Annotated in this window: 20 protein-coding genes, 1 tRNA gene and 3 pseudogenes; 17 read left to right on the top strand and 7 right to left on the bottom strand. The window is 68.6% G+C overall.

The annotated features are described in order from the left end of the window. Both VKG81_RS03005 and VKG81_RS03000 read right to left on the bottom strand, forming a co-directional pair. Nucleotides 1–183: pseudogene (locus tag VKG81_RS03005) on the bottom strand (extradiol ring-cleavage dioxygenase); the annotation flags it as partial. Between the two features lie 19 nt (nucleotides 184–202). Continuing rightward, nucleotides 203–804: pseudogene (locus VKG81_RS03000) on the bottom strand (alpha/beta fold hydrolase); the annotation flags it as partial. A gap of 13 nt (nucleotides 805–817) precedes the next feature. Here VKG81_RS03000 and VKG81_RS02995 point away from each other — a divergent pair. Next, nucleotides 818–1171 (top strand): rhomboid family intramembrane serine protease, encoded by a 354-nt coding sequence (locus VKG81_RS02995; protein ID WP_324389558.1) that lies wholly within the window; start codon nucleotides 818–820, stop codon nucleotides 1169–1171. Here VKG81_RS02995 and VKG81_RS02990 read toward each other — a convergent pair. Then, nucleotides 1153–1238: transfer RNA gene (locus VKG81_RS02990), tRNA-Leu, on the bottom strand. The two genes, VKG81_RS02995 and VKG81_RS02990, sit on opposite strands and share 19 nt — an antisense overlap. 86 nt (nucleotides 1239–1324) lie before the next feature. On the opposite strand from VKG81_RS02990, the gene VKG81_RS02985 reads away from it, so the two are divergent. Together VKG81_RS02985 and VKG81_RS02980 are read left to right on the top strand one after the other, a co-directional pair. Then, nucleotides 1325–2668, top strand: coding sequence for a M20/M25/M40 family metallo-hydrolase (locus VKG81_RS02985; RefSeq protein ID WP_324389556.1), 1344 nt, complete (start codon nucleotides 1325–1327; stop codon nucleotides 2666–2668). A gap of 16 nt (nucleotides 2669–2684) precedes the next feature. Further along, entirely contained in the window at nucleotides 2685–3215 is a 531-nt protein-coding gene (locus VKG81_RS02980; protein WP_324389554.1) for a YbhB/YbcL family Raf kinase inhibitor-like protein, read from the top strand. A 5-nt stretch (nucleotides 3216–3220) separates the two neighbouring features. Here VKG81_RS02980 and VKG81_RS02975 read toward each other — a convergent pair whose 3' ends face one another. Genes VKG81_RS02975 through VKG81_RS02965 form a run of 3 tightly spaced genes read right to left on the bottom strand, consistent with a single transcriptional unit; the run spans nucleotide 3221 to nucleotide 5546 of the window. Further along, a complete protein-coding gene (locus tag VKG81_RS02975; protein ID WP_324389552.1) occupies nucleotides 3221–4288 on the bottom strand; it encodes a quinone-dependent dihydroorotate dehydrogenase in 1068 nt (355 codons plus the stop codon). Continuing rightward, the gene (locus tag VKG81_RS02970; protein WP_324389550.1) at nucleotides 4288–4533 is read right to left on the bottom strand and encodes a DUF5703 family protein; all 246 of its coding nucleotides are present in this window, start codon (nucleotides 4531–4533) and stop codon (nucleotides 4288–4290) included. The genes VKG81_RS02975 and VKG81_RS02970 overlap by 1 nt, the downstream gene beginning before the upstream one ends. Continuing rightward, nucleotides 4530–5546, bottom strand: a complete 1017-nt coding sequence (locus VKG81_RS02965; RefSeq protein ID WP_414685124.1) for a YncE family protein — start codon at nucleotides 5544–5546, stop codon at nucleotides 4530–4532. Before VKG81_RS02965 ends, VKG81_RS02970 begins: the two co-directional genes overlap by 4 nt. Nucleotides 5547–5712: 166 nt before the next feature. Between VKG81_RS02965 and VKG81_RS02960 the strand changes: the two genes are divergently transcribed. The 8 genes and pseudogenes from VKG81_RS02960 to VKG81_RS02925 all read left to right on the top strand — a co-directional run bounded on the left by VKG81_RS02960 (nucleotide 5713) and on the right by VKG81_RS02925 (nucleotide 11309). Continuing rightward, nucleotides 5713–6036, top strand: a complete 324-nt coding sequence (locus VKG81_RS02960; RefSeq protein ID WP_324389548.1) for a hypothetical protein — start codon at nucleotides 5713–5715, stop codon at nucleotides 6034–6036. Between the two features lie 40 nt (nucleotides 6037–6076). Continuing rightward, a pseudogene (locus VKG81_RS02955) lies at nucleotides 6077–6166 on the top strand (undecaprenyl-diphosphatase); the annotation flags it as partial. Nucleotides 6167–6180: 14 nt separating this feature from the next. Further along, nucleotides 6181–6882 carry a histidine phosphatase family protein gene (locus VKG81_RS02950; RefSeq protein WP_324389544.1) on the top strand — a complete coding sequence of 234 codons (702 nt, stop codon included), beginning with the start codon at nucleotides 6181–6183 and terminating at the stop codon, nucleotides 6880–6882. A gap of 44 nt (nucleotides 6883–6926) precedes the next feature. Further along, entirely contained in the window at nucleotides 6927–7511 is a 585-nt protein-coding gene (locus tag VKG81_RS02945) for a DUF3090 domain-containing protein (RefSeq protein ID WP_324389543.1), read from the top strand. Then, a complete protein-coding gene (locus tag VKG81_RS02940) occupies nucleotides 7498–8310 on the top strand; it encodes an SCO1664 family protein (RefSeq protein ID WP_324389541.1) in 813 nt (270 codons plus the stop codon). The genes VKG81_RS02945 and VKG81_RS02940 overlap by 14 nt, the downstream gene beginning before the upstream one ends. A gap of 43 nt (nucleotides 8311–8353) precedes the next feature. Next, nucleotides 8354–9112, top strand: coding sequence for a 3'(2'),5'-bisphosphate nucleotidase CysQ (locus VKG81_RS02935; RefSeq protein WP_324389539.1), 759 nt, complete (start codon nucleotides 8354–8356; stop codon nucleotides 9110–9112). 24 nt (nucleotides 9113–9136) lie between these two features. Then, complete coding sequence (mshC, locus tag VKG81_RS02930) at nucleotides 9137–10375, top strand: cysteine--1-D-myo-inosityl 2-amino-2-deoxy-alpha-D-glucopyranoside ligase (protein WP_324389537.1); 1239 nt, start codon at nucleotides 9137–9139, stop codon at nucleotides 10373–10375. A gap of 49 nt (nucleotides 10376–10424) precedes the next feature. Continuing rightward, complete coding sequence (locus VKG81_RS02925) at nucleotides 10425–11309, top strand: SDR family oxidoreductase (RefSeq protein WP_324389535.1); 885 nt, start codon at nucleotides 10425–10427, stop codon at nucleotides 11307–11309. Here VKG81_RS02925 and VKG81_RS02920 read toward each other — a convergent pair. Next, nucleotides 11306–12199: a PAC2 family protein gene (locus tag VKG81_RS02920; protein WP_324389533.1), complete on the bottom strand. Its 894-nt coding sequence runs from the start codon at nucleotides 12197–12199 to the stop codon at nucleotides 11306–11308. The two genes, VKG81_RS02925 and VKG81_RS02920, sit on opposite strands and share 4 nt — an antisense overlap. 81 nt (nucleotides 12200–12280) lie before the next feature. Between VKG81_RS02920 and metH the strand changes: the two genes are divergently transcribed. Genes metH through VKG81_RS02890 form a run of 6 tightly spaced genes read left to right on the top strand, consistent with a single transcriptional unit; the run spans nucleotide 12281 to nucleotide 19786 of the window. After that, nucleotides 12281–15859: a methionine synthase gene (gene metH, locus VKG81_RS02915; RefSeq protein ID WP_324389531.1), complete on the top strand. Its 3579-nt coding sequence runs from the start codon at nucleotides 12281–12283 to the stop codon at nucleotides 15857–15859. A gap of 53 nt (nucleotides 15860–15912) precedes the next feature. Then, on the top strand, nucleotides 15913–16596 hold the full coding sequence (locus tag VKG81_RS02910) for an HAD family phosphatase (RefSeq protein ID WP_324389529.1): 684 nt from the start codon (nucleotides 15913–15915) through the stop codon (nucleotides 16594–16596). Nucleotides 16597–16655: 59 nt separating this feature from the next. Continuing rightward, entirely contained in the window at nucleotides 16656–18128 is a 1473-nt protein-coding gene (locus tag VKG81_RS02905; RefSeq protein WP_324389527.1) for a sugar porter family MFS transporter, read from the top strand. A 16-nt stretch (nucleotides 18129–18144) separates the two neighbouring features. After that, on the top strand, nucleotides 18145–18426 hold the full coding sequence (locus VKG81_RS02900; protein ID WP_324389525.1) for a phosphoribosyl-ATP diphosphatase: 282 nt from the start codon (nucleotides 18145–18147) through the stop codon (nucleotides 18424–18426). Further along, entirely contained in the window at nucleotides 18427–19278 is an 852-nt protein-coding gene (gene hisG, locus VKG81_RS02895) for an ATP phosphoribosyltransferase (RefSeq protein WP_324389523.1), read from the top strand. Between the two features lie 25 nt (nucleotides 19279–19303). Further along, the gene (locus VKG81_RS02890; RefSeq protein ID WP_324389521.1) at nucleotides 19304–19786 is read left to right on the top strand and encodes a DUF4126 family protein; all 483 of its coding nucleotides are present in this window, start codon (nucleotides 19304–19306) and stop codon (nucleotides 19784–19786) included. Nucleotides 19787–19845 lie beyond the last annotated feature (59 nt).

The raw sequence follows: 19845 nt of genomic DNA, 5'->3' as shown, positions 1-19845 counted from the left end.
CGGGAAGCGGCATTCGTTGGCGTCGAGCCGGAATCGGATCGTGTCGGGCACCATCTCATCGAGCTGCATGCCGATGGCATCGCGCCCGAAGCGTGTCCAGGCCGCGAACTTATACGTTTCGATGACAACATAGCCCAGGTGCACGCTGCCGAACACCGAGGGCGCCAGAGTGTCGCTAGTCATTCGTGATTCCTTGCAAGAGTTAGGTTGTCGGGAATGCGGTGGTGACCGCGTTGAACCAGTCGGCGCGTTCCCACTGGACCCAGTGACCGGTGTTGGCGGTGATCAGGGTGTCGGCGTTGGGCATTCGCCGCGCCAGCATCGCGGCGCCGCTTGGCTTGTTGACCTTGTCCTCGCGGCCCCAGATGACCAGCGTCGGCGTGGTCAGCCCGGTGAGCCTGCGGTCGCGGGTGAAATCCATCCGCCATAGCGTGCGCAGCCCGGACGGACGCTGCAGGGGCGGGTTGGCGATGACCTCGGGGTCGATCGACGCCGCGTAGCGCGATTCGATCAGCGAGTCCGGCACGGCGTCGCCGGCGTGCACCAGGTAGGAGCGGATGAAGGTGCGCAGCTTCTCCGGGCTCGGCCCCCCACCGCCGTAGTAGCCGAACAGGCTGTTGATGCCCGGTGTGGGCAGTCCGCGGGTGGTTCCGACGCCGCCGGGACCCATCAGCACGAGCTTGTCGACCCGCTGGGGGTGTCCAGCGCGAGTCGCAGCGCGCACGCGCCGCCGTAGGAGTTGCCGACCAGATGAGCAGGGCTAATGCCGAGTTCGTCGAGCATGCCGCGGATGTGGTCGGCGAGGATGCAGACCGCGATGACCCTGCTGTTCGGCAGCGCGTCCAACGCGCAGATCCCCACCCTCGGTGCCAGCGGGGCGATCGCCGCGGTGATGGGCGCGTATATCGTGCTTTATCCCGACTCACGCATCCGCACGCTGCTGGGGTGGTTCCCGGTCAGCATCCCGGCGTGGTTCTACCTGGCCGGCTGGTTTTTGCACCAGTTCTTCGAGGGCAGCTACGCGCTGGTGTACCCTTCCGACACCGGTGGAAGTGGTGTCGCGTTCTTCGCCCATGTGGGCGGATTCGTCTTCGGTGCGGTCGTGGCCAGAGTCCTTGTCGGTACCGGACGGATCGGACCCATCACGCGCGGTGTCCGAGGGGGGACTTGAACCCCCACGCCCGTTAATAGGGCACTAGCACCTCAAGCTAGCGCGTCTGCCATTCCGCCACTCGGACCTAGCCCAACCATAGTGAGCTGGGCAGCTAAGGCTATCGGATCCGGGTACCCGACCCAAACCTGTAGGTCCGATCCAATGGATCCAATGGTAGGAAAGGGGATTGTGACGACTCCCGCGGACGAGGTGGTCGATCTTGTCAGCAGGCTCATCCGGTTCGACACCTCCAACACCGGCGAGCCCGAGACGACGAAGGGTGAGGCGGACTGCGCGCAGTGGGTCGCCCGGCAGCTGGAAGAGGTCGGCTACCAGACCGAATACCTCGAAGCCGGCGCGCCGGGGCGCGGCAACCTGTTCGCGCGTCTACCCGGCGCGAACGCGAACCGGGGTGCGCTGCTGGTGCACGGTCACCTCGACGTCGTCCCGGCCGAGGCGGCCGATTGGAGCGTTCACCCCTTTTCGGGCGCGGTGGAGGACGGATTCGTCTGGGGCCGCGGCGCGGTCGACATGAAGGACATGGTCGGCATGATGATCGCCGTGGCCCGCCACTTCAAGCGTGAGGGCATCGTCCCCCCGCGTGAGCTGGTCTTCGCGTTCGTCTCCGACGAGGAGCACGGCGGCAAATACGGCGCCCAGTGGCTCGTCGATCAGCGGCCGGACCTCTTCGACGGCGTCACCGAGGCGATCGGCGAGGTCGGCGGGTTCTCGCTGACCTTGCCGCGGCGCGACGGCGGTGAACGCCGGCTCTACCTGATCGAGACCGCCGAGAAGTCGGTGATGTGGATGCGGCTCACCGCCCGCGGCCGTGCCGGACACGGCTCGATGGTGCACGACGACAACGCCGTGACGATGGTTGCTGACGCCGTCGCGCGGCTGGGCCGCCACCGGTTTCCGCTGGTGTTGACCGACCCGGTCGCGGAGTTTCTGGCGGCGGTGGGCGAGGAGACCGGTCACGTTTTCGACGTCGACTCGCCGGACCTCGAAGGCGCGATCGCCAAGCTGGGCCCGATCGCTCGCATCGTGGGCGCCACACTGCGCGACACCGCCAACCCGACGATGCTGAAGGCCGGCTACAAGGCCAACGTCATCCCCGCCACCGCCGAGGCGGTCGTCGACTGCCGGGTACTGCCGGGCCGGCAGGCGGCGTTCGAGCGCGAGGTCGACGAGCTCATCGGACCCAACGTCAGCCGCGAGTGGATCCGGGCCCTGCCGTCCTACGAGACGAGCTTCGACGGCGACCTCGTGGACGCGATGAACGCGGCGCTGCTCGCGGTCGATCCCGAAGCCCGCACCGTGCCGTACATGATGTCGGGCGGCACCGACGCAAAAGCCTTCAAGCGCTTGGGGATTCGCTGCTTCGGGTTCATCCCGCTGCGGTTGCCGCCGGACCTGGATTTCGCGGCGTTGTTCCACGGCGTCGACGAACGGGTACCCGTAGACGCGCTGAAGTTCGGCACCCGCGTGCTCGAACATTTCCTGTTGCACTGCTGATTCGGAAAGGACAACCATGGCGTTCCCGTACAACCCGTACGACTTCCTGCCCGGGCTGCCGGCGTTCACGCTGACCAGTCAGGACGTCACCGACGGCCAGCCGCTGAAGAATCCGCAGGTCAGCGGAATCATGGGCGCCGGGGGCGAAGACGTCTCACCGCAACTGGCCTGGTCGGGGTTCCCCGAGGAGACCCGGAGCTTCGCGGTCACCGTCTACGACCCGGACGCGCCGACCGCCTCGGGCTTCTGGCACTGGGCGGTGGCCAACCTACCGGCCACCTGCACCGAATTGCCCTCCGGCGTCGGCGAGGGCAGCGAATTGCCGGGCGACGCATTGACTTTGGTGAACGACGCGGGCATGCGGCGCTACCTCGGCGCCGCACCGCCGCCGGGACACGGGCCGCACCGTTACTTCATCGCGGTGCACGCCGTGAAGGTGGAGAAGCTCGAGCTGAGCGAGGACGCCAGCCCCGCCTACCTGGGCTTCAACCTGTTCATGAACGCGATCGGCCGCGCCCTGATCCACGGCACGTACGAGCAGACCTAGGCCCGCTACGCTCGTCGGGTCGCCGAACCCACCGCATCGGCGAGGCTGTCGAACCCGGCGGCGCGGATCCGGTGGGCCAGCCCGTCGTGAATGTGTTTGGGCCACAAGCCGCCGCCGTAGATGAACCCGGTGTAGCCCTGCAGCAGTGACGCCCCGGCGGTGATGCGCTCCCACGCATCGTCCGCGGTCTCGATGCCGCCAACGCTGACGAGCACGAGCCTGTCGCCGACCCGCCCGTACAGCCTCCGCAGCACCTGGAGGGACCGCCGCGCCAGCGGTGCCCCCGACACACCGCCGGGGCCGAGCTCGGCGGCGCCGGGGGTGGTCAAGCCGTCGCGGGCGACGGTGGTGTTGGTTGCGACGATGCCGGCAAGGCCCAGCTCGACGGCGAGGTCGGCGATCGCGTCGATCTCGGCGTCGGACAGGTCCGGCGCGATCTTGACCAATACCGGCGTCGACGTCTCCGCCCGCACCGCGGTCAGGATCGGCCGCAGCGATTCGACGGCCTGCAGATCGCGCAGGCCCGGCGTGTTCGGCGAGCTGACGTTGACCACCACGAAGTCCGCGAGCGGGCCGACCAGGCGCGCGCTCGCGCGGTAGTCGTCGGCCGCCCGCTCGGGCGGGGTCAGCCTGGTCTTGCCGATGTTGACGCCGATCGGCACGTCGGGGTGCCGTCGCGCCAACCGGAGCGCCAGCTCGCCGGCGCCGTGGTTGTTGAACCCCATCCGGTTGAGCAGCGCGCGGTCGTCGGGCAGCCGGAAGAGCCGCGGCTGCGGGTTGCCCGGCTGGGGGTGCGCCGTCACGGTGCCCACCTCGGCGAAGCCGAACCCGAGCGCGCCCCAGGCCGGCAGCCCCGTGCCGTCCTTGTCGAACCCGGCCGCCAGCCCGAGCGGGCCCGCAAACCGTACGCCGAACACCGTCACGGCCAGCGCCGGGTCGCGGGGGGCGAGCAGCCGGCGCAGCAGCTTCCGGGACGGTGGGACGGCGGTCACTGCCCGCAGCGCCAGGAACACGCAGGTGTGGATGCGCTCGGCCGGTACCAGGAACAGCAGCCGCCGCACAGCGCGGTACATCACAGCTCGGGTTGGTCAGCCAGACTATGAGACTTCTTGCGGCGCAATAGGACCCGCCGGCTGCCGTCGGTGTAGAGCCGCACCCGGGTCAGCTCCCAGCCCCGATACTCGGCCTCGATCGACAGCCGGGTCAACGCGCTGATCCTGGTCATGTCGGGCGGCAGTCGCAGCGGCACCCACTCGTAGTCATCGGACAGATCAGCGTCCCAGCCCGGTGGCATCCGGCCGCGCGCTGCCGCCGTCACCGCGGAACCGCCGCATGGTCGATCACCTGCACCCCGTCGCCGTCGCCCGACACCACGTACAGAGTGCCACTGGCTTCGTCGAAGGCCAGTGAGTCGGGTTGCCTCACGGTTGGGTATCGCACCTTCTCAAGGGGTATTCCGGTAGCCAGATCGTAACCAACAACCAAATTCGCCGCGGTCTCTGACACCCAAGTCAGGGTACGGGTTCCGGCCAGCCCGTATGGCGCTTCCCGCACGGGGTAACGCTGACGCATCATCAGCGGGTCGACGCTGAACACCAGCAACTCGCCACCGCGGGTGTCGGCGACCAGCACCCGCCCGGCCGGGTCCGCGGCGAGCGTGGTGACGCCCTCGCCGGCCGCCAGCGCATGCCGGGGGCGAGCGCCGTCGGCGTCGATCGTGGTGACGGAGGTCTGCCCGCGGTCCAGTACCACAGCCGTATTTCCCTGTGTTGCAAGCGCATCCACTCGGGAGAAGATCTTGACCCGCGCCGCGACCGAGGACGCCGGGCCGAGCGTGTACACCGCCCCGTCGGCGCTTCCGAGCACCAGTCTGCCGTCGGCGCGCCGTGCGATCGCGGTGAATTCGGTGCCGTCCTGGCCGTCCACGCCCACGCGGCTGGTCCGGCCCGCGGCCACATCGACCTGGAAATACCCGCCGCGCGTGGCGAGGTAGGCCGCTCCTCGGTTGTCACCGGCCAACGCGGTCGCGGGCCCGGGCAGCGCGATGGTGCGCTGCGCGACGCCGCCGCCGCCGAACACCGTCACGGTCGCCGGCGAGTGCGCGTCGGCGCCGCCGCTGAACGCCACCAGCGACGACGTTGCCGCGTCGAACAACGCGGCCCGGGCACGGCCGGGCAGCGGGTGCACGACGCCGGCGGGCGGGCCGGCGACCGGGGGCGACGCCGCCGGGCCGGCCGGCGCGATCGTCGGGGGAAGGGTTGCGGCCGGGTGCGATGAGCAACCCGCCGCGGCGATGCTGCCCACCAGCAACCACACCAGCACCACAGTGATGCCGGAGACAGCCGCGCGGGCTGGGTGGTTTGTCGATCGCGGCAAAGGGTGACCTTCTGTTGTTACGGGTGTGCGGGCGCAACGGCCGAAAGTCTAGGTAAAGTTCCCGTCGCGAATCGCCGGCTCCCGGTCTCGGGATCGGTGCTGCGGCGGTATGGTCCACCCCATGACCCTTGCCGCTGACAGCGATTGTGCCGGTCGGGAGTTCTTCGTCGAAGACGTCTACACCGGTGTGTTCGCCAGTGGATTCGGGCGCATCGGCGATGGCCGCAGCTTCGCGTTCCACACCGAGAAGAACCTGCTTGTGGTCGAGCTGTACCGGCCGCGACTGGCGGGCCCGGTCCCGCAAGCGGAAGACGTCGTGGCGGTCGCGACGCGCCGGCTCACCAACATCGACCTCACCGACGAGCGCAGCGTCGTCGCCGCGGTGCGTGATCTGGTGGCGGCCGCCCAGCCGGTGGCACGCGCGGGTTCCAAGCAGTCCCGCTGACCGCCGACCGGGTACGGTCGTCGGCGTGGAAGCGGCGGCGATGTCCTGGCGGCAGGTGGTCGTCCTGGCGGTGCTGCAGGGACTGACCGAGTTCCTGCCCGACGCCGCGGCGTCGTTCACCGCCGTCTCGACGGTGGCCGCGTCATGACCGTCATCCTGCTGCGGCACGGGCGGTCGGTGTCCAACACCGCCCATGTGCTGGCCGGCCGCGCCGAAGGCATCGACCTCGACGACAAGGGCCGGGAGCAGGCCGGCGCGCTCGTGCAGCGCATCGGGTCGCTGCCGATCCGCGCTTTGGTGACGTCGCCGCTGCTGCGCTGCCGTCGCACGCTGGAGCCGCTGGCCGCCGCGCTGGGGCTCGAGCCGATCGTCGACGAGCGGCTGTCCGAGGTGGACTACGGCCAGTGGACCGGACGTAAGATCGGCGAGCTCGTCAAGGAGCCGCTGTGGTCGGTTGTGCAGGCCCAGCCCAGCGCGGCCGTGTTTCCCGGCGGGGAAGGCTTGGCGAACGTTCAGGCGCGGGCGGTCACCGCGGTGCGCGAGCGCGACCGCCGGCTCGCCGAGGAGCACGGCGGCGACGCGTTGTGGCTGGCGTGCACGCACGGCGATGTGATCAAGGCGGTGATCGCCGACGCTCTTGGCACTCACCTGGACAGCTTCCAGCGCATCACCGCCGATCCCGCCTCGATGAGCGTAATTCGCTATACCCCGCTGCGCCCGTTCGTTGTTCACGTCAACCACACCGGCACCGAGTTGGCGTCGGGCCTCGTGGCGAAGCCGTCGCAGACCGACGGTGCCGAGGGGGTGCCGACCGGTGACGCCGTTGTCGGAGGGCCCACGGATTGAGGAATTACGGCTCAGGTGCATTAACCGGTATTTTGGAATGTGCCATGGCCCGAGCAATTCACGTCTTCCGCTCACCCGACCGTTTCGTGGCCGGGACTATCGGCCAGCCCGGAAACCGGACCTTTTACCTGCAGGCGGTGCACGATTCCCGCGTGGTGTCGGTGGTGCTGGAGAAGCAGCAGGTCGCGGTGCTCGCTGAGCGGATCGGCGCGCTGCTGGTGGAGGTGCACCGCCGGTTCGGCACCCCGATCCCGCCGGACACCGGTGAGGTGGATGACCTCAGCCCGCTGGTCACCCCGGTGGATGCCGAGTTCCGGGTTGGCACGATGGGCCTGGGCTGGGACTCGGAGGCTCAGACCGTGGTCGTGGAGTTGCTCGCGGTGACCGATACGGAGTTCGACGCGTCCGTCGTGCTCGACGACGCCGAGGAGGGCCCGGACGCGGTGCGGGTGTTCCTGACGCCGGAATCGGCGCGGCAGTTCGCAAACCGGTCCAATCGAGTGATTTCGGCAGGCCGTCCGCCATGCCCGCTGTGCGACGAGCCGCTGGATCCCGCAGGCCATATCTGCGTGCGCACCAACGGTTATCGGCGCGGTGCGCCGTTCGAGTCCGCCGATGACGGGGTGTGAGAACTCCGAGGCGCTGCGCCGCGGCGAACTGACCGTCATCGGGCGCATCCGCTCGGCGAGCAACGCCACCTTCCTGTGCGAGGCACAGTGGGCGCGACACCGGATCCACTGCGTGTACAAGCCGATCGCCGGCGAGCAGCCGCTGTGGGACTTCCCCGCCGGCACGCTGGCCGGCCGGGAGCTCGCCGCTTACCTGGTGTCGGAGTCGCTCGGCTGGAACATCGTGCCGCACACCATCATTCGCGACGGGCCCGCAGGCCGCGGAATGCTGCAGCGCTGGATCGAGGAACCCGACGACTCGTCGACCGACGACGAGAAGACCAACCCGGATCTGATCGACCTGTTCCCGGCGGGCAAGGTGCCGGCCGGTTATCTGCCGGTGCTGCGCGCCTACGACTACGCCGGCGATGAGGTGACGCTGGTGCACGCCGATGACGCGCGGCTACGCCGGATGGCGGTGTTCGACGTGCTGGTCAACAACGCCGACCGAAAGGGCGGCCACATCCTCACCGGGCTCGACGGCAACGTCTACGGCGTCGACCACGGCATCTGCCTGCACGTCGAGGACAAGCTGCGCACGGTGCTGTGGGGGTGGGCCGGCAAGCCCGTCGACGATGACAACCTCGCCGCGGTCGCGCGGCTCGTGACCGCGTTGCGGGGCCCGCTGGGCGCCGCGCTGCGCGGGCACATCACCGGCGCCGAGATCACCGCGCTGCGGCGGCGGGCCGAGGCGCTGCTGGACACTCCGGTGATGCCCACCCCGGACCGGCGCAGGCCGATCCCGTGGCCGGCGTTTTGAGCGGCGATCGGTCGCACCGTCGGCCTTCGGCGATACTGGCAGCGTGACCCTCACCGATGCCGAGCTGGCCGCCGAGCTCGCCGAGGAGGCCGGGAAGCTGTTGCTGGAGGTCCGCGACGAGCTCGGCTTCTACGACCGGCGCGCGCTCGGCGCGGCCGGGGACAGGCGCGCCAACGCGCTGATCCTGGGCCGGCTCCGCGACGAGCGCCCGGACGACGGTGTGCTCAGCGAGGAGGCCCACGACGACCTGGCCCGGCTCAGGCTCGACCGGGTCTGGATCATCGACCCGCTGGACGGCACCCGCGAATTCTCGACACCCGGCCGCGACGACTGGGCGGTGCATGTCGCGCTGTGGCAGGACGGCCGCGAGATCACCGACGCCGCGGTTGCGCTGCCTGCCCTCGGCGAGCTGTATCGCAGCGACACCGTCAGCGCCGCCACCGGGTTCGGCGCCGCCGACCGGCCGATCCGCGTGGCGGTCAGCGCCACCCGGGCCCCGTCGCTGGTGTACTGGATCAGCGAGATCGTCGCGATCCAACCCGTTCCGATCGGCTCTGCCGGCGCGAAGGCGATGGCGGTGGTCCGCGGTGACGTCGATGCCTATCTGCACGCGGGAGGGCAGTGGGAGTGGGATTCGGCCGCACCGGCCGGGGTGATGTGGGCCGCCGGGCTGCACGCATCGCGGCTCGACGGGTCGCCGCTTCGCTACAACGAGCCCGAGCCGTACCTGCCTGACCTGCTGATGTGTCGCACCGAAGTGGCCGGGATGCTGCTGCAGGCCATCCGGCGGGCCGTGATGTGATCCGGCGGTCTTAGAGTCGATTACATGCAATCGTGGACCGCGGCACCGGTTCCGGCACTGCCGGGGCGCGGCCCGGAGTTGCGGCTGTACGACACGTCCAACCGCCAGGTGCAGCCGGTGGCGGCGGGGCGGACCGCGACGATGTACGTCTGCGGCATCACCCCCTACGACGCCACCCATCTTGGCCATGCCGCCACTTACGTGGCGTTCGACCTCGTGTACCGGGTGTGGCTGGACTCCGGCCACGACGTCCACTACGTGCAGAACATCACTGACGTCGACGACCCGCTGTTCGAGCGGGCGCGGCGCGACGGTGTCGACTGGCGCGACCTCGGCGACCGCGAGACCGACCTGTTCCGCACCGACATGGCCGCACTGCGGGTGCTGCCGCCGCGGGAGTACGTGGCCGCGACCGAGGCCATCGAAGAAGTGGTCGAGGTCGTCGAAAAGATGCTGGCATCCGGGGCGGCGTACATCGTCGACGATCCCGATCACCCCGACGTCTACTTCCGCGCCGACGCCACCCGGCAGTTCGGGTACGAGTCGGGCTATGACCGCGCGACGATGGAGCGGCTGTTCGCGGAGCGCGGCGGCGATCCCGGCCGGCCCGGCAAGGCGGATCCGCTCGACGCGCTGCTGTGGTACGCCGCCCGCGACGGGGAGCCGAGCTGGCAGTCGCCGTTCGGCGACGGTCGTCCGGGCTGGCACGTCGAGTGCGCGGCGATCGCGCTGAGCCGGATCGGCACCGGACTGGACATCCAGGGCGGCGGATCGGACCTGATCTTTCCGCACCACGAGTTTTCCGCGGCGCACGCTGAGTGCGTGACGGGGGAGCGGCGGTTCGCCCGCCATTATGTGCACGCCGGGATGATCGGCTGGGACGGGCACAAGATGTCGAAGAGCCGCGGCAATCTGGTGCTGGTGTCGCAGCTGCGGGCCGACGGGGTCGAGCCCACCGCGATCCGGCTGGCCCTCTTGGCCGGCCACTACCGCGCCGACCGGTCGTGGAGCGCGGCGCTGCTCGAGGAGGCCCTGGCCCGGCTGGCGCGCTGGCGACAGGCGGTGGCGCTGCCCGCGGGTCCTGACGCCGCCGATCTGCTCGCCCGCGTCCGGCGCTACCTCGCCGACGATCTGGACACCCCGAAAGCCCTTGCGGCCCTGGATGGCTGGATCACCGACGCACTCGAGTACGGCGGCCGCGACCCCGACGCGCCTGCCTTCGTTCGCACCTGCGTCGACGCGCTGCTCGGGGTTGCGCTTTAGCGGCGCCAAGTCAGCCCTCATCACTGCTATGTGCGGTAGGTTTCCTGCTATGAGTTCCGTGAACGGCAAAGTTGCCTTGATCACTGGCGGCGCCCGCGGCATTGGCGCGGAGGTAGCGCGACGGCTGCACGGCAAGGGCGCGAAGCTGGTGCTGATCGACTTGGATGAGGCACCGCTGAGGGAAGTGGCCGCACAACTGGGTGACGCGCGGGTGCAGATCGCCGTCGCCGATGTCCGCGACCTGGCTGCCATGGAAGGCGCGGTGGGCAAGGCCGTTGAGCGCTTCGGCGGGATCGACATTGTGGTGGCAAACGCAGGGATTGCGAGCTACGGCACCGTGCTGGGAGTCGACCCGGCGGCCTTCAAGCGGGTGATCGACGTCAATCTCGTTGGTGTCTTCAACACCGTGCGCGCAGCGCTGCCGTCGGTGATCGAGCGGCGCGGCTACGTGCTGATCGTGTCATCCGTGGCTGCCTACGCCGCTACTCCGGGCATGGCGTCTTACAACGCGGCGAAGGCCGGCGTCGAGCATTTCGCGAACACGCTGCGGCTCGAGGTAAGGCATCGGGGCACCGGCGTCGGCTCAGCGCACATGGGCTGGATCGACACGGGGCTGGTCCGCGACGCCGAGCAAGACCTGTCGACGTTTCGGGAGTTGCTGTCATCGCTGGGGCCGTTGGGCAAGTTGACGACCGTCGACGAGTGCGCGGAAGCGTTCGTCAATGGCATCGAGCACCGCAAAAGGCGGGTCTATTGCCCCAAGTGGGCTGGGGTATTTCGTTGGCTTCGCCCCGTGTTGGCGACCTGGGTCTACGAGGCGCCCGGGGCGAAGACCCGTGCGGACCTGCTGCCACGCATGGACGCCGAGGTCGCGGCCCTGGGCCGCTCGACCAGCGCCCGTACCGAGGCTATCCATCGGCGAACGACGCCCTAGCGGCCGAACCCCGGGCCGCGCCGGCGCAGGTAGCGCTCGAATTCGGCGGCCAGCGCGTCGCCGTCGACTTTGCTCAACGCCTCGTTCATGTCGACCTCGGCATCGCCGCGCTGCTCGAGTGTCTGCACGTACTCGGCGATCTCCTCGTCCTCGGCGGTCATCTCGGTGACCGCGGCCTCCCACTCCTCGGCCTGCATCGGCAAATCGGCAAGCGGGACCTCGATGTCGAGTACGTCTTCGACCCGGCGCAGCAGCGCGATGGTCGCCTTCGGGTTCGGCGGCTGCGACACGTAGTGCGGAACCGCCGCCCAGAACGTCACCGCGGGTATCCCGGCGGCGACGCAGGCGTCCTGGAACACCCCGGCGATCCCGGTCGGTCCCTCATAGCGGGTCTCCTCCAGCCCGAAGTGGCGCGCCGACTCGGGGGAGTACGCCGCACCCGACACCGGCACCGGCCGGGTGTGCGGGGTGTCGGCCAACAGCGCACCCAGGATGACGACGGTGCCGACGTTGAGCTTGTCGGCGATCGCCAGCAGCTCCGCGCAGAAGGTCCGCCACCGCATGTTCGGCTCGACGCCGTGCATCAAGACGATGTCGCGGTCGCTGCCGGGCGGCCGGCAGTATGAGATGCGCATCGACGGCCACACCAACTCCCGGGTGACGCCGTCGACCTGGCGGATCACCGGCCGGTTCACTTGGTAGTCGTAGTAGGCCTCATCGTCGATCTCGGCGATCGGCCCGGCCTCCCATATCGCGTCGAGATGTTCCAGCGCGTCGCTCGCCGCATCACCGGCGTCGTTCCAGCCCTCGAAGGCGGCGATGATCACCGCGTCGTGCAGTTCGGGCAGGTCGACGCCGTAACGATTGCTGCTGGCATCCGACGGGGTCATCAGTTCAGCGTAGAGCGTGTTCGGGCCCCGCGAGGGCTGTGACCCGATCCCCGTTTTGCTAGACCGACTACCCTATTTGGTGTGACTCCTGCGCCTGATCGTGACTACGACACCGACCTGTTGACGGCCCTTTCGGAGAGGGTCGTGATCGGCGACGGTGCGATGGGCACGCAGCTGCAGGCCGCCGATCTGACGCTCGATGACTTCCGCGGACTCGAGGGCTGCAACGAGATCCTCAACGACACCCGACCGGATGTGATCGAGCACATCCACCGCGCCTATTTCGAGGCGGGCGCCGATGCGGTGGAGACGAACACCTTCGGCTGCAACCTGTCCAACCTCGGCGACTACGACATCGCCGACCGGATCCGCGAGCTGTCCGAGAAGGCCACCGTCATCGCGCGCCGGGTCGCCGACGACCTCGGCTCACCCGATCGCAAGCGCTACGTACTGGGATCGATGGGTCCCGGCACCAAGCTGCCCACGCTCGGACACACCACGTTCACCGCGATCCGCGACGCCTACATCGAGGCTGCGCTCGGCATGCTCGACGGCGGGGCCGACGCGATCCTGATCGAGACGTGCCAGGACCTGCTGCAGTTGAAGGCCGCGGTGCTGGCCGCGCGCCGCGCGATGGCCCAGGCCGGTCGGCGGATTCCGGTGTTCACCCACGTGACGATGGAAACCACCGGCACGATGCTGCTGGGCAGCGAGATCGGTGCGGCGCTGACCGCCATCGAACCGCTCGGCGTGGACATGATCGGCCTGAACTGCGCGACCGGGCCGGCCGAGATGAGCGAGCACCTGCGCCACCTGTCCCGGCACGCGCGCGTGCCGGTGTCGGTGATGCCCAACGCCGGACTGCCGGTGCTCGGCGCCAACGGTGCGGAGTACCCGCTCAAACCCGAGGAGCTCGCCAAAGCGCTGTCCGGCTTCATCACCGAGTTCGGGCTGTCACTGGTGGGCGGCTGCTGCGGCACCACCCCCGAGCACATCCGGCAGGTCGCCGGGGCCGTTCGCGGCGTGCAGCGCGCCGAGCGGAGCGTGACCCACGAGCCGTCGGTTTCGTCGCTGTACTCGTCGACGCCGTTCGCGCAGGACGCATCGGTGCTGATGATCGGCGAACGCACGAATGCCAACGGCTCCAAGGCCTTCCGCGAGGCGATGATCGCCGAGGACTACCAGAGGTGCCTGGACATCGCCAAGGAACAGACCCGCGACGGCGCGCACCTGCTCGACCTGTGTGTGGACTACGTCGGCCGCGACGGCGCCGCGGACATGACGGCGCTGGCCGGCAGGCTGGCGACCGCCTCGACGCTGCCGATCATGCTGGACTCCACCGAAACCGCGGTGCTGCGAGCGGGTTTGGAGCACCTGGGCGGCCGCTGCGCGGTCAACTCGGTCAACTACGAGGACGGCGACGGGCCGGAGTCGCGGTTTCACAAGACCATGGAGTTGGTCGCCGAGCACGGCGCCGCGGTCGTCGCGTTGACCATCGATGAGGACGGCCAGGCTCGCACCGCCGACAAGAAGGTCGCGATAGCCGAACGGCTGATCGACGACATCACCACCAACTGGGGTGTCGACGAGTCGTCGATCCTGATCGACTGCCTGACCTTCACGATCTGCACCGGCCAGGAGGAGTCGCGCCGCGACGGCATCGAAACCATCGAAGCCATCCGCGAATTGAAGAAGCGGCACCCGGATGTGCAGACAACGCTGGGGTTGTCGAACATCTCGTTCGGCCTCAACCCGGCCGCCCGGCAGGTGCTGAATTCGGTGTTCCTCAACGAATGCCGCGAGGCGGGCCTGGATTCGGCGATCGTGCACGCGTCGAAGATCCTTCCGATGAACCGGATTCCCGGCGAACAACGCACTACCGCACTTGACCTGGTCTACGACCGGCGCCGCGAGGGCTACGACCCGCTGCAGGAACTGATGGGCATGTTCGAGGGTGTGTCGGCGGCGTCGTCGAGGGAGTCCCGCGCGGCCGAACTGGCCAAACTGCCGCTGCTGGAGCGGCTGGCCCGGCGCATCGTCGACGGCGAGCGCAACGGCCTGGAGGCCGATCTCGACGAGGCGATGACCCGGAAGCCGGCGCTCGACATCATCAACGAGGACCTGCTGGCCGGCATGAAGACCGTCGGTGAGCTGTTCGGGTCCGGGCAGATGCAGCTGCCGTTCGTGCTCCAGTCCGCCGAGGTGATGAAGACCGCGGTGGCACACCTCGAGCCGCACATGGAGAAGTCCGACGACGACGCCGGCAAGGGCCGCATCGTGCTGGCAACCGTCAAGGGTGACGTGCACGACATCGGCAAGAACCTCGTCGACATCATCCTGAGCAACAACGGCTACGAGGTCGTCAACATCGGCATCAAGCAGCCGATCGCGACCATTCTCGAAGTGGCACAAGACAAGAGCGCCGACGTGGTCGGGATGTCGGGGCTGCTGGTGAAGTCGACGGTCGTGATGAGGGAAAACCTCGAGGAGATGAACAGCCGCGGGGTGGCCGGCAAGTTCCCGGTGCTGCTCGGCGGCGCGGCCCTCACCCGCGGCTACGTCGAGAACGACCTGGCCGAGATCTACCGGGGGGAGGTGCATTACGCACGTGACGCGTTCGAGGGTCTGCGTCTGATGGACACCATCATGAACGCCAAGCGCGGCGTAACCCCCGATCCGAACAGCCCCGAAGCCGTTGCGGCGCGGGACAAGGAGGCCGAGCGCAAGGCCCGTCACGAGCGTTCGAAACGCATCGCGGCCGAGCGCAAGGTCGCCGAGACGCCGGTGGAGGTGCCCGACCGCTCCGACGTCGCCGCCGACGTCGACGTCCCCGTTCCGCCGTTCTGGGGCACCCGCGTCGTCAAGGGCGTCGCGGTGGCCGACTACGCCGGGTTGCTGGACGAACGCGCGTTGTTCCTCGGACAGTGGGGCCTGCGAGGCGCCCGTGGCGGCGACGGGCCGTCATACGAGGACCTGGTGGAAAGCGACGGTCGGCCGCGGCTGCGTTACTGGCTGGACCGGTTGTCCACCGACGGCGTGCTCGCCCACGCGGCCGTGGTGTACGGCTACTTCCCGGCTGTCTCGGAAGGCGACGACGTCATCGTCCTGACGGAGCCGAGACCCGATGCCCCCGAGCGGTTCCGGTTCACGTTCCCGCGACAGCAGCGGGGCCGGTTCCTGTGCATCGCGGACTTCATCAGGTCGCGGGAGCGGGCCCGTGAGCTCGGGCAGGTGGACGTGCTGCCGTTCCAGCTCGTGACCATGGGCCAGCCGATCGCCGACTTCGCCAACGAGCTGTTTGCGTCGAACTCCTACCGCGACTACCTGGAGGTGCACGGCATCGGCGTGCAGCTGACCGAGGCGCTCGCAGAGTACTGGCACCGGCGCATCCGCGAGGAGCTGACGTTCGCCGGTGACCGCCCGGTGTCGGCCGAGGACCCCGAATCGGTCGAGGACTACTTCAAGCTCGGCTACCGCGGCGCTCGTTTCTCGTTCGGCTACGGCGCGTGCCCGAACCTCGAGGATCGCAGGAAGATGATGGCGCTGCTCGAGCCCGAGCGGATCGGCGTCACGCTGTCCGAAGAACTGCAGCTGCACCCCGAGCAGTCCACCGACGCGTTCGTGCTGGTTCATCCGGAGGCCAAGTACTTCAATGTCTAGGGCAATGTCTAGGGTCGTCCTCCGATGAGCGCTTGCGCGAAGAGCAAACGCCCGTGAGGGCCGTGCTGTGGGACATGGACGGGACGCTGGTCGACTCCGAAAAGCTCTGGGACGTCGCGATGCACGCTCTCTACGACCGTCTCGGCGGCATCCTGACCCCGCAGGTGAGGGCGGCCACGGTCGGGGGATCCGCGGAGAATACGATGCGGATCGTCTACGCCGACCTCGGCCGTGACCCCGATCCCGCCGACATGGCCGCCACGGCGGACTGGTTGCACGAGCACACAGCGGAACTGTTCGACATGGGATTGGCGTGGTGCGAAGGCGCGTCGGAGTTGCTCGAGCAGCTTGCCGCGGAGCGGATTCCGATGGCCCTGGTGACCAACACCAAACGCTCACTTACCGAACGTGCATTGAATACTATTGGCCGCCAGAATTTTTCGGCAATCGTCTGCGGCGACGAGGTTCCGCGTGGCAAGCCGGCGCCTGATCCGTATCAGCGGGCCGCGGCGTTACTGGGCCAGTCCCCGCGGTGTTGTCTCGCCATTGAGGACTCGGTAACGGGCGCTGCGTCCGCCGAGGGTGCGGGCTGTCGTGTGTTGGTGGTGCCCAACGACGTCGAGGTGCCGGGCGGCCCGCGTCGTCGGCACATTGCGTCGCTGGCCGGGGTCGACGTCGAGGGTCTTCGTGACATTTTTTCGCAGCTGGACACGGAGTTCGGTGAACGGACCGCATGACCTGACCCAGGTTATTAGTGTGACCTCCATCACGCTGGAGTGAGGAAAGGACGTGCCCCATGGTCCACGGTCCGGTCGGTGATACGCCCTCAACCTTTGATGACGATGATTATGATTCCGGTCGCGTAGTTCGCATCGCCTCGGTCGCCGCTCTCGGCGGCCTCCTTTTTGGCTACGACAGTGCGGTCATCAACGGTGCGGTGGCGGCCGTTCAGGACCACTTCCACATCGACAACGCCACGTTGGGTTTCGCTGTGGCCTCGGCGCTTCTCGGCGCGGCACTCGGCGCGGTGACGGCAGGGCGGCTCGCCGACAAACTGGGTCGGCTCGCGGTGATGAAGATCGCCGCGCTGCTGTTCTTGATCAGCGCGATCGGCACCGGCCTCGCGCCCAGCGTGTGGGTGGTGGTCCTCTTCCGGATCATCGGCGGGATCGGCGTCGGGGTGGCCTCCGTGATCGCGCCGGCCTACATCGCGGAAACCTCGCCGCCGCGCATACGGGGACGCCTAGGCTCACTGCAGCAGCTTGCGATCGTGTCGGGAATCTTCCTGTCGCTGGCGATCGACTGGGTGCTCGCGCACCTGGCCGGCGGGTCGCGGGCGGACCTGTGGTTTGGTCTGCAGGCATGGCGCTGGATGTTCATCGTGATGGCCGTGCCGGCCATCGTGTACGGGGCGCTGGCCTATACGATCCCCGAATCGCCGCGCTATCTCGTTGCGAAGTACCGGATTCCGGAAGCCCGCCGGGTGCTCACCCTGCTGCTGGGGGAGAAGAACCTCGAACTGACCATTTCGCGGATCCAGGATTCGCTGCGTGCCGAAACGCCGCCGTCCTGGCGGGATTTGCGCAAGCCGACCGGCGGCCTGTACGGCATCGTCTGGGTGGGTCTGGGGTTGTCGATCTTTCAGCAGTTCGTCGGCATCAACGTGATCTTCTACTACTCCAACGTGCTGTGGGAGGCCGTGGGATTCAAGGAGACCTCGTCGTTCACGATCACCGTGATCACGTCGGTGACGAACATCTTGACCACGCTGATCGCGATCGCGCTGATCGACAAGGTCGGCCGCAAGCCGCTGCTGCTGATCGGATCCACCGGGATGGCGGTCACGCTGGGCACGATGGCGGTGATCTTCGGCACCGCCCCGCTGGTCGACGGCAAGCCGCACCTCGACGGCGCGGCGGGCCCGATCGCACTGGTCGCGGCGAACCTCTTCGTGGTCGCGTTCGGCATGTCGTGGGGGCCGGTCGTGTGGGTGCTGCTCGGCGAGATGTTCCCGAACCGCATCCGCGCCGCGGCGCTGGGTCTGGCCGCGGCCGGACAGTGGGCGGCCAACTGGCTGATCACGGTGACGTTCCCGGCGCTGCGGGACATGCTGGGCCTCGCGTACGGGTTCTACGCGCTGTGCGCGGCGCTGTCGTTCGGTTTCGTCTGGCAGTGGGTGGAGGAGACCAAGGGCAAGCACCTGGAGGACATGCACAGCGAGGCCTGGCACCATGAGGCCCACGCGGCGGGGGAGCCGAAACCCGCGTGACCGTCGCCGCGGCCGCGTGAAACAATCGCGAGCCGTGAAGACCTTCGACACGCTGTTCGCCGAGTTGAGCGAGAAAGCGCGGACCCGGCCGGCGGACAGCGGCACCGTCGCCGCGCTGGACGGGGGCGTGCACGGGGTGGGCAAGAAGATCCTCGAGGAGGCGGGCGAGGTTTGGCTGGCCGCCGAGCACCAGGGCGACGAGGAACTGGCGGGCGAGATCAGCCAGTTGCTGTATTGGACGCAGGTGCTGATGATCGCGCGCGGGCTTAGCCTCGACGATGTGTACCGGAAGCTGTAGATGTTGAGAGTAGCGGTGCCCAACAAGGGCGCGTTGAGTGAGCCGGCCACCGAGATCCTGACCGAGGCCGGCTACCGCCGGCGCAGCGATCCCAGGGACTTGACCGTCATCGACCCGGTGAACGAGGTCGAGTTCTTTTTCTTGCGTCCCAAGGACATCGCGATCTACGTCGGATCGGGCGACCTGGATTTCGGGATCACGGGCCGCGACCTGGCGCAGGAATCGTTGGCGCCGGTGCGGGAGCGGCTGGCGCTGGGCTTCGGGATGTCGACGTTCCGGTACGCGGCCCCTGCGGGTCGGAACTGGACGGTCGCCGACCTGGCCGGCAGGCGCATCGCCACCGCGTATCCGAACCTGGTGCAAAAAGACCTGACCGACAGAGGGATCGATGCCACCGTCATCCGGCTCGACGGTGCTGTCGAGATTTCGGTGCAGCTGGGCGTGGCCGACGCGGTCGCCGACGTGGTCGGGTCGGGTCGCACGCTGGGTCTGCACAACCTCGTGGCTTTCGGTGAGCCGCTGTGTGATTCGGAGGCGGTGCTGATCGAGCGGCAGAGCGCCGACGAAGCCACCGCCGCGGCCCGTGAGCAGCTGGCCGCCCGAGTGCAGGGCGTGGTGTTCGGGCAGCAGTACCTGATGCTGGACTACGACTGCCCGCGCGCCGTGCTCGACCGCGCCACCGCGGTGACGCCCGGACTGGAATCGCCGACCATCGCACCGCTGGCCGACCCGAATTGGGTGGCGGTGCGAGCCTTGGTGCCGCGCAAGGGCGTCAACGCGATCATGGACGAACTCGCGTCGATCGGGGCAAAGGCGATTCTGGCCTCCGATATCAGGTTCTGCCGCTTCTGAGCGGCTCTGGTGTTAGCGTCCTCGCATGACGCATGCCGTGGTTCTGCTCCTGGCTCTGCTCATCGGCGTGATCGCCGGCTCGCGGGCGTTCACCGCCCCGGCGGTGATGAGCTGGGCCGGCTTCCTCGGCTGGATCGACATTCACGACAAATGGTCGTCATGGCTGGCGCATCCAGTGGCCGTGGCGATTCTGAGCGTGCTCGCGCTCGGCGAGTTGGTCACCGATCAGCTGCCCAAGACCCCGGCCCGCACGACGCCGCCACAGTTCGTCGTGCGGTTGATCGTGGGCGGCTTCGCAGGTGCGGTGCTGGGATCGGCGTGGCATTACACGTGGAGCGCACTGGGTGCCGGTGTGGTTGGCGCGGTCCTCGGCACGCTCGGTTTCTACGAGGCGCGCAAACGCCTGGTAGCGGCCACCGGTGGCCGGGATCTGCCGATCGCACTGCTCGAAGACGTCATCGCGGTCGGTGGCGGCTTCTTGATCGGGTACCTGGCGAGCATGGTGTGACCGCCGGGCAATTCGACGCGATCATCGTCGGTGCCGGCCAGGCCGGACCTCCGCTGGCC

The sequence above is a fragment of the Mycobacterium sp. genome, from assembly GCF_035314905.1.
Lineage (GTDB): Bacteria > Actinomycetota > Actinomycetes > Mycobacteriales > Mycobacteriaceae > Mycobacterium.
Note: the sequence above shows the minus strand (reverse complement) of the source record. Positions and strands in the feature narration are given on the sequence as shown.

Bases quoted from the DNA above. Each gene is read 5' to 3' on its own strand.
- VKG81_RS02995 (WP_324389558.1), top strand. From the start codon at position 818: ATGACCCTGCTGTTCGGCAGCGCGTCCAACGCGCAGATCCCCACCCTC.
- VKG81_RS02985 (WP_324389556.1), top strand. From the start codon at position 1,325: ATGGTAGGAAAGGGGATTGTGACGACTCCCGCGGACGAGGTGGTCGAT.
- VKG81_RS02980 (WP_324389554.1), top strand. From the start codon at position 2,685: ATGGCGTTCCCGTACAACCCGTACGACTTCCTGCCCGGGCTGCCGGCG.
- VKG81_RS02975 (WP_324389552.1), bottom strand. From the start codon at position 4,288: ATGTACCGCGCTGTGCGGCGGCTGCTGTTCCTGGTACCGGCCGAGCGC.
- VKG81_RS02960 (WP_324389548.1), top strand. From the start codon at position 5,713: ATGACCCTTGCCGCTGACAGCGATTGTGCCGGTCGGGAGTTCTTCGTC.
- VKG81_RS02950 (WP_324389544.1), top strand. From the start codon at position 6,181: ATGACCGTCATCCTGCTGCGGCACGGGCGGTCGGTGTCCAACACCGCC.
- VKG81_RS02945 (WP_324389543.1), top strand. From the start codon at position 6,927: ATGGCCCGAGCAATTCACGTCTTCCGCTCACCCGACCGTTTCGTGGCC.
- VKG81_RS02940 (WP_324389541.1), top strand. From the start codon at position 7,498: ATGACGGGGTGTGAGAACTCCGAGGCGCTGCGCCGCGGCGAACTGACC.
- mshC (WP_324389537.1), top strand. From the start codon at position 9,137: ATGCAATCGTGGACCGCGGCACCGGTTCCGGCACTGCCGGGGCGCGGC.
- VKG81_RS02925 (WP_324389535.1), top strand. From the start codon at position 10,425: ATGAGTTCCGTGAACGGCAAAGTTGCCTTGATCACTGGCGGCGCCCGC.
- VKG81_RS02920 (WP_324389533.1), bottom strand. From the start codon at position 12,199: ATGACCCCGTCGGATGCCAGCAGCAATCGTTACGGCGTCGACCTGCCC.
- VKG81_RS02905 (WP_324389527.1), top strand. From the start codon at position 16,656: ATGGTCCACGGTCCGGTCGGTGATACGCCCTCAACCTTTGATGACGAT.
- hisG (WP_324389523.1), top strand. From the start codon at position 18,427: ATGTTGAGAGTAGCGGTGCCCAACAAGGGCGCGTTGAGTGAGCCGGCC.
- VKG81_RS02890 (WP_324389521.1), top strand. From the start codon at position 19,304: ATGACGCATGCCGTGGTTCTGCTCCTGGCTCTGCTCATCGGCGTGATC.